The organism is Aquirufa sp. ROCK2-A2 (assembly GCF_054558485.1).
The window spans coordinates 432,977-444,375 of the sequence record NZ_JBPXKA010000003.1; the positions used below are offsets into that span (position 1 = coordinate 432,977).

Annotated in this window: 7 protein-coding genes; 2 read left to right on the forward strand and 5 right to left on the reverse strand. The window is 35.5% G+C overall.

What is annotated here, in order from left to right; genetic code table 11:
* Positions 1-36: 36 nt before the first annotated feature.
* The 3 genes from odhB to V7S76_RS07440 form a co-directional block, all read right to left on the reverse strand.
* Positions 37-1,578 carry a 2-oxoglutarate dehydrogenase complex dihydrolipoyllysine-residue succinyltransferase gene (gene odhB / locus V7S76_RS07430; protein ID WP_459509425.1) on the reverse strand — a complete coding sequence of 514 codons (1,542 nt, stop codon included), beginning with the start codon at positions 1,576-1,578 and terminating at the stop codon, positions 37-39.
* Between the two features lie 25 nt (positions 1,579-1,603).
* Positions 1,604-4,336, reverse strand: a complete 2,733-nt coding sequence (locus V7S76_RS07435; RefSeq protein WP_459509426.1) for a 2-oxoglutarate dehydrogenase E1 component — start codon at positions 4,334-4,336, stop codon at positions 1,604-1,606.
* Between the two features lie 247 nt (positions 4,337-4,583).
* Positions 4,584-5,522, reverse strand: coding sequence for a type IX secretion system membrane protein PorP/SprF (locus V7S76_RS07440; RefSeq protein WP_459509427.1), 939 nt, complete (start codon positions 5,520-5,522; stop codon positions 4,584-4,586).
* A gap of 189 nt (positions 5,523-5,711) precedes the next feature.
* Here V7S76_RS07440 and htpG point away from each other — a divergent pair, with 189 nt between their 5' ends.
* Entirely contained in the window at positions 5,712-7,529 is a 1,818-nt protein-coding gene (gene htpG, locus V7S76_RS07445; protein ID WP_459509428.1) for a molecular chaperone HtpG, read from the forward strand.
* Positions 7,530-7,562: 33 nt separating this feature from the next.
* Here htpG and V7S76_RS07450 read toward each other — a convergent pair whose 3' ends face one another.
* Both V7S76_RS07450 and V7S76_RS07455 read right to left on the reverse strand, forming a co-directional pair.
* Entirely contained in the window at positions 7,563-8,162 is a 600-nt protein-coding gene (locus V7S76_RS07450) for a T9SS type A sorting domain-containing protein (RefSeq protein ID WP_459509429.1), read from the reverse strand.
* Positions 8,163-8,255: 93 nt separating this feature from the next.
* Complete coding sequence (locus V7S76_RS07455; RefSeq protein WP_459509430.1) at positions 8,256-9,842, reverse strand: OstA-like protein; 1,587 nt, start codon at positions 9,840-9,842, stop codon at positions 8,256-8,258.
* 57 nt (positions 9,843-9,899) lie between these two features.
* Between V7S76_RS07455 and tilS the strand changes: the two genes are divergently transcribed.
* Complete coding sequence (tilS, locus tag V7S76_RS07460; RefSeq protein WP_459509431.1) at positions 9,900-11,231, forward strand: tRNA lysidine(34) synthetase TilS; 1,332 nt, start codon at positions 9,900-9,902, stop codon at positions 11,229-11,231.
* The last annotated feature ends 168 nt before the right edge of the window (positions 11,232-11,399 follow it).

Genomic DNA, 11,399 nt, shown 5'->3' on the forward strand with positions numbered 1-11,399 from the left:
AAAAAGGAATAGGCTCAAAAGGAGCCTATTCAAATATTAAATATCTAATAATAAACGAGCTGGATCTTCTAATAGTTGTTTTACACGAACCAAGAAGCTAACTGACTCACGACCATCAATGATTCGGTGATCATACGATAAAGCTAAGTACATGATTGGACGAACAACTACTTGACCATCAACAACCACAGCTCTTTCCACGATATTATGCATTCCCAAAATTGCTACTTGAGGAGCGTTGATGATGGGAGTTGATAACATTGATCCAAAAACTCCACCATTGGTGATGGTAAAGGTTCCACCTGTCATTTCTTCTAATGTAAGCTTATTTTCACGAGCTTTCACTGCCAAACGAACAACTTCAGATTCTATACCTGCTAAACTTAAATTCTCGGCATTTCGTATTACTGGAACAACCAATCCTTTGGGTGCTGATACAGCAATGGAAACATCACAAAAATCATTGTATACGATTTCATCTCCATCAATTTTTGCATTGACTGAAGGGAATTCTTTTAAAGCAACACAAACTGCTTTGGTAAAGAAAGACATAAAGCCTAAACCAACTCCATGTTTTTCCTTGAATTTATCTTTGTATTTCGCACGAATATCCATGACAGGCTTCAAGTCAACCTCATTAAAGGTCGTCAACATGGCTGTTTCATTTTTCACTGCTACCAAACGTCTTGCAACTGTTTTACGAAGTGAACTCATTTTTTCACGACGTGTACCTCTCGTTTCAGAACTACTACTTGTTACTGCAACAGATGTGCTTGGTGTTGATACCGCAGCCGCAGGTTTAGGTATATTCGCTTGAATAGCATCCTCTTTCGTAATTCTACCGCCTACACCAGTTCCTGTAACACTTGATGAAGAAATACCTTTTTCATCCAATATTTTAGCAGCTGCAGGTGAAGGATGACCTGATGCATAATTACTAACGGAAGTATTTGAATCATTTGATTGTACGCTCGCTGAAGGAGAAGAAACAGGTGCTGAAGCAACAACACTCGATGCACCAACTGTTATTTTGGCTAATATTCCTCCGATTGGTACAACAGAACCAGATTCTGACACAATTTCCAAAATACCTGCAGATTCTGCTGGTAACTCAAAAGTCGCTTTATCAGACTCTAATTCACATAAAACCTCATCTAAATTAACAGAATCACCTGTTTTTTTATTCCAAACAGACACTGTAACTTCTGAAATAGATTCTCCAACGGGTGGAACCTTAACTTCTAAAACTTGTGTAGCCACTGGAGCAGCTGAACTTGCTTCGATTTTCACATCAACAACCGGAGTGGTTTCTTGAACGGCTACTGGTGCAGAATTTTGGGCACCTACTACTTCAATGGAGCAAATTACTGCACCAATCGGTAATACATCACCTTCATTCGCAACAATGTGTAGAATCCCTTCTGCTTCTGCAGGTAGTTCAAACGTTGCTTTGTCTGATTCAAGTTCACAAAGAACTTCATCTAACTTAACTAAATCGCCTTCTTTTTTATTCCAAGTTGCGACAGTTACTTCTGTGATCGATTCGCCCACTGCGGGCACTTTCATTTCTATGGCCATTTTAATGAGGCTTTCGTTTATTTAATTATTCAAATGCTTTATCAATTAATGCAGCTTGTTCAACTCCATGTACTTTTAAGAAACCCGTAGCTGGTGATGCACTTTTCTTACGTGCGATCAAACCTTTGAAACGACCCCATCCAAATTCACGAATGATATATGACCAATATCCCATATTTTCAGGTTCTTCTTGAACAAAATATACATCCGCATTTTTATACTTGGCCAATTCAGCTTCTATTTGAGCAATTGGTAGAGGATGTAATTGTTCAATACGAACAATCGCAACATCTTTTCTAGTATCTTTTTCTTGGCGCTCCAATAAATCAAAATAAACTTTACCACTGCATAATAATACTTTCTTTACCTTGGATTTATCAACAAATCCGTCACCAATTACTTCTTGGAAACTTCCTTTTATGAAATCTTCCACAGGTGAAACCACTTTTGGATGACGGAAAATAGACTTAGGTGACATCACCACCAAAGGTTTACGGAATGGCCAAATTAACTGCCGACGTAAAGCATGAAATATATTAGCAGGCGTAGTAAGATTGGCAACAATCATATTTTCTTCAGATGCCAATTGTAAAAATCTTTCCGGACGAGCATTTGAATGCTCTGGCCCTTGGCCTTCATAACCGTGTGGCAATAACATAACCAATCCATTTTGAGTCCCCCATTTAGATTCATGAGAACTAATAAATTGGTCAATCATGGTTTGCGCACCATTGGCAAAATCTCCAAATTGAGCCTCCCAAATAACCAATGCATTGGGATTGGCTAAAGCATATCCAAATTCAAAACCAAGAACGCCATATTCAGATAACAAAGAATTATAAATATGCAATTTCTCTTGACCTTCTTGAATATGATCCAGCGAATTATAATTTTCGTTGGTATTTGCATCATGCAAGACAGCATGGCGGTGAGAGAATGTACCACGTTGTACATCTTGTCCCGACAATCGAACCATTTTACCTTCTGCTAATAAAGAACCATAAGCCAATAATTCAGCAGTTGCCCAATTCAATTGGCCCTTTTCAAAATAATTCTTACGATCAGCAATTACCTTTTCAATTTGCTTTAAAGCCACAAAATCCTTCGGCAAGCTAGTCATAGCTTTCGCAACTTTGTCGATTAAATCTTTCGTTATACCCGTTTTAGGTGATTTTTTGAAATCATTTGATTCAGCATAGCGTAATTCTGACCATGCATTATCTAATTTCAAAGGAATGTAGGGGGGGCGAACTTTTTGCTTCACCTGATCCAAACGTGCTTGTAATTCAGCTTTAAAGGCAGAATCCATTTGTTCAGCTAATTTGGCATCGATATCCCCTCTTTTGATTAATTTTTGGGTATAAATTTCTCTTGGATTAGGGTGATTAGTGATATTCGCATAAAGTGTCGGTTGTGTGAATCTTGGCTCATCAGATTCATTATGTCCATTTCGGCGATAACAAACCATATCAACAAAAACATCCCGATTAAATTCTTGTCTGAATTCCGCTGCAATTCTTGACACAAAAACAACAGCCTCTGGATCATCACCATTCACGTGGAATACCGGAGCATCTATTATTTTAGCCACATCCGTACAGTAAATGGCCGAACGAGCATCTTCAAAATCTGTGGTAAATCCTACTTGATTATTAATCACAAAATGAATGGTTCCACCCGTTTTATAACCTTTCAATTTGGCCATTTGAGTTACCTCATACACAATTCCTTGGCCAGCAACAGCTGCATCACCATGGATTAAAATGGGTAAAACTTTATCATAATCACCTCCATAATGAGCATCCGCACTTGCGCGACAAAAGCCTTCTACTAGCGGATTTACAGCCTCAAGGTGAGAAGGATTAGGTGCTAATTTCAAGGAAATTTCACTGCCATTAGGAGAAATATGTTTACTCGAATAACCTAAGTGATATTTAACATCTCCGTCTCCATGAATTTGCTCAGGAACATTACCTTCAAATCCATCAAAAATAGATTCATAGGACTTGTGCATGATATTGGCTAGAACGTTTAATCGACCTCTATGAGCCATTCCAATCATTGCCTCTTTTACTCCCGCATCAGCTGCAGCATTGATGATAGCATCTAATCCAGCAATGGTACTTTCTCCACCCTCTAAACCAAAACGTTTTTGACCTAAATATTTTGTTCCTAAGAAATTCTCAAAAACAACGGCCTCATTCAATTTTTGTAAAATCTGCTTTTTTTCATCCAAACTTGGATTAAATGCCAAAGCTTCTTTTTCAATTTTATTTCTCAACCACTCCTTTACATCTACCTCTCGGATATAAGAATATTCAAATCCAATGGCCCCAGCATAAATCGTATGCAAAGAAGAAATAATTTTTCTTAAACTAGATGGGCCAATACCTAAAAAAGAACCTGCTTGAAATACAGTATCTAAATCAGCTTCTGTCAATGAATAATCTGTATAATCTAATCGAGGACGACGATCTTTTCGCTCTCGAACAGGATTTGTCTTTGATAATAAATGTCCTCTTGAACGAAATGCTTTTATTAAGCTAATCACTGACATTTCTTTTTGAACATGACTTGCATCTGCAGAAACACCTGAAACAGGGCTTCCAGACTCTCCTTGCCATTTTTGTGCAAAATCGAAGCCCTTGAAAAAGTCCTTCCAAGTGGAATCAACCGAATTGGGATCTTGTTGGTAAGCCTCGTATAGGTCAGCGATGACCTGCGTGTCTGCGTTAGCTATAAAGGAAAATGAATCCATAATTTATATATTCTGAAAAAATCAGAAAAAGTTTCAAACGTTAATAAATTGGTTAAGAGCAATATTCTCTTTTAAAAAAATCCTCGCAATTTACGAAATGAAAATGTATTTAATTCAAATAAATCACGTGTTTTTTCCAAAAAAGAGAACAAATTTTAATTGAAAAAATTCTAAAGTAAAATAGTACTCTGAAAACTTATAAAAGTCAAATTTTATCTACTTAAAGTCAAAGTAATAAGAGATTTACTCAAGGACGAAATTCTCTTATTCGACCATTACCGAGATCAATTTCATACCTCAGAAAAATTTGGTGAAACCCCGTGTTCAAATCTGAGTTGATGGATGATGTAGAACCTGAAATGGAAGAGTTAACATTTTTACCTAAAAAGTCGTAGGCATACCCGACTCTAAAATGACCTAAAGGAACTTCGACACTACCCAGCATGGCTTCATTCCCTAATTCAGAACCGGTATTTTGATACCAAATTCCTATACCTAATTTCTCTTTGTACCAAAAAACACCGTTAAAATCCGTTTTGATTTGAGAAGTTGATGCAGTCGAAATATATCGAATCAATGTGCCGGCCTTTAAAGCATTATCTCCTTGTAAATGAATCACATAACTCATTTTTCCATAAATGGGATTGGAACTTTGCCAAGACAAATTCGCTAAATTAATGGTTGGAATACTCAATCCTAGGGAAAAATCTTCCGCCAAAAATGTAGCCCCTAAACCCCAGCTTGCTCCCATGACTGTGCTACCTAAACCTGCACGTATGGGGAATTGATTCAATCCCACATTGGCCCCTAATCGTATATGTTTATCTCGTCCTAGAAAAAAATCTTTGGAAAGTATACCTACCAAACCTAGATTGGAAGAAATACCTCCCGTTGGAATACCAAATGATTGATCTGTATTAAATGCCAAAAAGCCGATACCGAAAGATTCTTTCCGAATAGGCATATCAAAACTAAAATATTGTTGGGAAGAAGTGATTAATCCGGTATTTTGGAACAAGGGTTTTTTGCGATAAATACCTGTCAAAGAAGCCACACCTTTCGCACCGGCATCCGCTGGATTAATGGCTAAAGGTAAAAATGGATAAACCATTCTAAGTGATTCTTGCTGAGCTTTCAACTGAATTAGTAAACAATTAGTCAAAAGTATCCAAATGATTTTTTTCATGGAATTAAGTGATTGTATGCAAAGAAAGGTGATTTTTTGTTGTCAGAAAAGTGTCAGTTGAAAAAATCACAGATCACAATTGATCTTTTTTTCATGTAAGTTAAAACTGACAAAATGACATAAAACCCATGAATGGATTTGTATTTGTTTACAAAAGAAATTAATTGAAGATTTTTAATTTAACATTTTATGAAAGAAACCGGTAACATCTCCATTCACACTGAGAATATTTTCCCCATTATTAAAAAATTTCTCTATTCAGATCACGAGATTTTCCTTCGTGAGTTAGTTTCCAACGCAGTAGATGCCACTCAAAAAATCAAAAGACTGGGTGCCATAGGAGAATACAATGGCGAATTAGGCGAATTAAAAGTCAAGGTAAGTTTTGATAAAGAAGCCAAAACCATTACGATATCAGACAATGGTATTGGTATGACGGCAGATGAAATCAAAAAATACATCAACCAAATTGCATTTTCAGGAGCAACGGAATTTGTTGAGAAATATAAAGACAAGGGTGACGACAAAGGAATTATCGGCCATTTTGGATTAGGATTTTATTCCGCATTTATGGTCGCCAAAGAGGTAGAAATCATCTCTAAATCATATCAAGACAATTCAGAGGCTGCACGTTGGGTTTGTGATGGTTCAACCGAATATAGTATCACATCTGCTGAAAAATCAGATAGAGGAACTCAAATCATCTTACATATTGCAGAGGATTCCGAAGAATTTTTAGAAGAATTCAGATTAAAATCTATTTTGGAAAAATATGGTAAATTTTTACCTATCGAAATTGAATTTCAAGACAAGGTCATCAATAATCCAAATCCCATTTGGACTAAATCTCCATCAGAATTAACAGATGAAGATTATTTGAAATTTTACGACGAATTATACCCTTTCCAAGAAAAACCTCTTTTTTGGATTCATTTGAATGTGGATTATCCTTTCAACTTAACCGGTATCCTGTATTTTCCGAAAGTAAAAAATGAATTACAACTTCAAAGAGAAAAAATTCAATTGTACAGCCGACAAGTCTTTATTACGGATGAAGTCAAAGACATCGTGCCTGAGTTCTTGATGTTATTACATGGAGTAATTGATTCACCAGATATTCCATTAAACGTATCAAGAAGTTTCCTACAAGCGGATTCTAATGTCAAAAAAATCAATTCATATATCACTAAAAAAGTTGCTGATAAATTACAAGAATTATTCAAAGCAGATAGAACATCATTTGAAGAGAAATTCGAAAACATCGGTATGTTTGTCAAATATGGAATGATTTCAGATGAAAAATTCTTTGATAAAGCGAAAGATTTTTGTCTACTACAAGATACAGACGGCAAATATTTCACTTTGAATGAGTACGATGAGGCTGTCCAAGCAGCACAAACGGATAAAGACGGCAATAAAGTCTACTTATATACAACCGATAGAAACCAACAAGACTCCTTTATTCAATCTGCCAAAACAAAAGGATATTCTATTTTACAATTAGGTTCTATTATTGATAGTCATTTCATCAACACCATGGAATCAAAGATTGAGAAAACCCAATGGAAACGCGTTGATGCCGATGCAATTGACAAATTAATTGATTCGGGTATACAATTAGAAGCAATCCTTACAGATGACCAAAAGGATTCAGTCAAAAAGATTTTCGAAGAAACATTCAACGATAAACAAAAAATCGTTAGTGTAGAAGCGATGTCTCCAGATGAACTACCTGTGTTAGTCACTCAAAATGAATTCATGCGAAGAATGAGCGATATGTCTAAATCTGGAGGTGGCGGAATGGGCATGTTTGGTAGCATGCCAACAAGTTATCAAGTTAGTGTGAATGCCAATCATCCCATTATTAGTAAATTAATCCATTTACCATCGGAAGATGAGAAAAAGGATTTAGTGAAGCAGTTAGCTGATTTAGCTCTGTTATCACAAAATTTATTAACGGGAGCTGATTTGACGGCCTTCATCAAAAGAACCATAGGAACTTACTAATTCCTAATTAATCAGGGGTGAAATAACCCCTGATTAATTTTTACGAACAATGATTTTTTTACTAGCGATTGAGCGACCGTCAATCATAAGTTGATAGATATACATACCACTATTCACATCTCGTAATTGCCAACGCACATTTATCTGATACGGATCTAAAACAATATCCTTTATTTCTTGACCTAAGATATTATACATAACTAAGCGAACCTCCATTCCTACATTAGAAATTTGATAGTCAATATCTACGTAATCAATGGCTGGATTGGGATACAAATTACTTACTTGTAAACGATCATTGATAAAAAGATAACGATCGTTCTCATCTGTTTCAAATGCTTTTTTTTCTACAATAACTTCCTGTTTTGGATTGGAATTGACTGCATAAGATGATTTTAAAAACTGACTAATGTAATTGTTGGATTTAATATCCAAATTGGTTTCCAACGTAGTTTTCACTTGAAAACTACGTTTAGCCAATAAAATAGGTAATTTGGGAATATAGGCGGATTGATTTTTCTTAAGACTTAAACGAGATTTCTGTTGATCATTTTGAGCTAAAACGGAATTTCCACCAAAAAAAATGGCCATTGACGTCAAAACAAAAAGAAGATATATAGAAATTCGTTTCATAGGAAAAATGATGTCACGAATTTACGATGCTTTATTGTTCAAAAAAATGATAATTAGGCAAACAGCTTGATTTCAGGGACAAAAGGCATTAATTTAAGGTTTTTTAACTTTTTTAAGCTCTTTTTTAGGCTTCAAAATGATGGGTTGTATCTCTTTCTCTTCCACTTTCACCTGATTTAATGGGGCTGAAACTTTTTCCATCACCATAGCCAAAGTGATTTTTTCTCGAATTCGCCAATTAAATCCATCCAAGACCTGCAAATCTTCATTCCATTGTGTAGGTGGTGCAAATTTTGCTTCCGGTTTGGTGATAAAGGTAATCTTCTTGACTTGATTATCTTCAAAATACATATTCATTCGGCTGCATTCCACCCGATTCAAACCAGTGGTATTTTTTTTGTCATCAATAACATAATAAATACTTTCACCATTACCTTCGACATTGACTCGTTTGATTTTAGAATCCTCCTGAAAATTGACCCAAATTTTACGACCTTTGATTTGATTAAAATGAGCTAAGGAATCTTTAGAAATTACAAAAGAATGACCTCTTAGTCGCATTTCACGTAATTTTTGATTCACCAAAAATAAAGAAATGGAATCTGCTTGAGATTGAGAGTCATTTGTCCAAATAATCGGCTTTTGATAAAAATGAATCACCGAATCTTTTACATCATATCCGAGTGAGTCGCATTTTCCTGATAAGTCCGATTTATAAATTTTAACATTTTTATAGGCGTACAATTTACGAATGGAATCTTTTTTTGAATTGATAGACACTAAGGTGTCAGCCGTTAAATACAAGGTATCTTTTTCCATGGCATTTTTCATCAAAGCATGCCCATATACTCTTGTAATTCCTGTTTTGCCTGCATAACGACCATGGTCTCCCAATAAAATAACTTGATCCTTTTGACTCAAAAACTCCACTCGACCTTTGGCCACCCCAATTTGGGTTGGACTATCAAAAAACAAGGTATCAGCAGACAAAATATATTCATCTGTTTTCGCTGTTGAGCGACCCGTGAAATTGGATACCTTGGTCTGAGTATTGTAAAATCCCGCTGAGGTGTAAACAGTATCTTTTTTGTTAATTATTTCGGTAGGGCAAATAAAATAAGCCTCTTTACTAGCTGTGTTGTATCGCAATGAATCTGCTTTTAAACCTCCACCCTCTTTATCCACCACTTTTACATTTTTCTTGAATAAAAAGTTTTTCGAAACCGTATTGTAAATCCCCTCCTTACTAGTTAAAGTGGATTTTTTGTCAATAATTTTTGCGCCTGTGTTGTAAACAGCCGTTTTAGTGTTAAGATCATAATCCAATTTATTCGTATTTAATAAAATCGTGTGATCATCCAATTTCACATGACCAGCAACAAAGGCCTGACGCATATCTCCATTGTAAGTTGCAGAATCACCTGTAATAATTACCGTATCAGCTTGTACAATACGTACTTTTCCATAGGCCTCAACATTATTTGTTAGCTCATTAACGACTGCTCTGACACAACTTAAGGTAGTTGTCCCCTGCTGTAACAAAACGTGTCCCACCAAATTTTTCATATTGGGACTACCGTTCAAACTATCGGAATTAATGATACGCACTTGGTTTTGGGCAAGACCAATAAAAGTAATAAACAAGAAGAGAATTTGTAAAATAATTACCTTTTGACGCATTCCTAATAGCGATTGATTAATTTCGCAAATAATTTGATTACGCAATTTACCAATTTTATGCTGGAAGACTTCATTAACTTCAACCGAAAAGAGAATTTATTCTCAGAAGATCAAAAAATTTTACTAGCTGTTAGCGGTGGAATAGATTCAATCATCCTTTCCAAGCTATTTCAATTGGCTAAATTAAATTTTGGAATAGCACATGTCAATTTTGGTTTACGCGGAGAAGAATCGTTAGCGGATGAAATATTCGTCAAAAAATGGGCCAAAACATTAAAAGTACCCTACCATACCATCTATTTTGATACGAATGCATATGCTGAAAAGGAAAAATTATCTATTCAAATGGCGGCCAGAATTCTAAGGTATCAATGGTTTGAAGAAATAAGAGTCCAAGAAAAGTATGATTTAATTGCCACCGCCCATCACCAAATGGATAACGCTGAGACAATTTTCATTAATCTCTTGCGAGGAACTGGATTAGCAGGTTTTCATGGAATTCCGATTAAAAATGGAAACATCATTCGTCCAATGGCATTTGCTAGTCAGGAAGACATTTTCGACTTTGTGGTACAACATAAATTAGCCTGGCGAGAAGACTCCAGTAATTCATCTACCAAATATCAACGGAATTTCATCCGACATGAAATCATGCCAAAATTGATTGAATTAAATGATCATTTGGAAAAAACAATGTCTGAGACGTCCGAAAAAATCAGAGATATCGAATATTGGATCAAGGAGGAATGTGATATTTGGAGCCAACAATTTGTAACAGTAGACGAAAATGGAAATCAGTTTGTTGCCTTAACAGAAAACAACCCATCCAAAAAATCAAAAGTAATTAACCAGCGCTTTTTGAGCGAATTAAATTTCAATCACGAACAAATTAACCAAATTATTGCCTGTCAAGGTGAAGAAAAAACTGGCAAAATATTTGAATCTCCAAGCCATGTGTTGAATATTGACCGAAATCAATGGGTGATCAGTAGCAAAGATTATTCTGAATTTAGACCCACACTGATCCAAGAGGAAGATGAAAAAATTGCATTCGGAAATCAAACAATCCAAATTTATTGGGAAGAAAAAGATGCCAATTTTGTCCCTTCTACATCTTCCAAAATAGCATGTTTGGATGCAGATAAATTAGAATTTCCCTTAGAAATCCGAAAAGCACAAGAAGGCGATTGGTTTTGTCCTTTGGGAATGAATCAAAAAAAACTGGTTAGCGATTTTTTAACGGATAAAAAGGTGCCATTAAACATTAAAAAACAAACCATGGTACTTTTAAGCAAAGGTTCCATTGTTTGGATTATCGGGCATCGAATTGATAATCGATTCAAAGTGACCGATAAAACCGAAGGGGTTTGTTTTTTGGAAATTAAATAAGAGAGAAGAGAGAAGAGAGAAGAGAGAAGAGAGAAAAAAACGACACTATCCCATAAACTGTGTAAGTAAAAAACAGGGGCTTCGGATTTGCTTTTAAATTCGGAGCCTTTTTTCAAATATAGCCAAAAATTGATTCAAAATAATTCCCCAGTTGTGAATTGGCATACC

What these genes read in the sequence shown, in the direction of transcription:
- odhB (WP_459509425.1), bottom strand. Translation starts at nt 1,578, where the DNA reads ATGGCCATAGAAATGAAAGTGCCCGCAGTGGGCGAATCGATCACAGAA.
- V7S76_RS07435 (WP_459509426.1), bottom strand. Translation starts at nt 4,336, where the DNA reads ATGGATTCATTTTCCTTTATAGCTAACGCAGACACGCAGGTCATCGCT.
- V7S76_RS07440 (WP_459509427.1), bottom strand. Translation starts at nt 5,522, where the DNA reads ATGAAAAAAATCATTTGGATACTTTTGACTAATTGTTTACTAATTCAG.
- htpG (WP_459509428.1), top strand. Translation starts at nt 5,712, where the DNA reads ATGAAAGAAACCGGTAACATCTCCATTCACACTGAGAATATTTTCCCC.
- V7S76_RS07450 (WP_459509429.1), bottom strand. Translation starts at nt 8,162, where the DNA reads ATGAAACGAATTTCTATATATCTTCTTTTTGTTTTGACGTCAATGGCC.
- V7S76_RS07455 (WP_459509430.1), bottom strand. Translation starts at nt 9,842, where the DNA reads ATGCGTCAAAAGGTAATTATTTTACAAATTCTCTTCTTGTTTATTACT.
- tilS (WP_459509431.1), top strand. Translation starts at nt 9,900, where the DNA reads ATGCTGGAAGACTTCATTAACTTCAACCGAAAAGAGAATTTATTCTCA.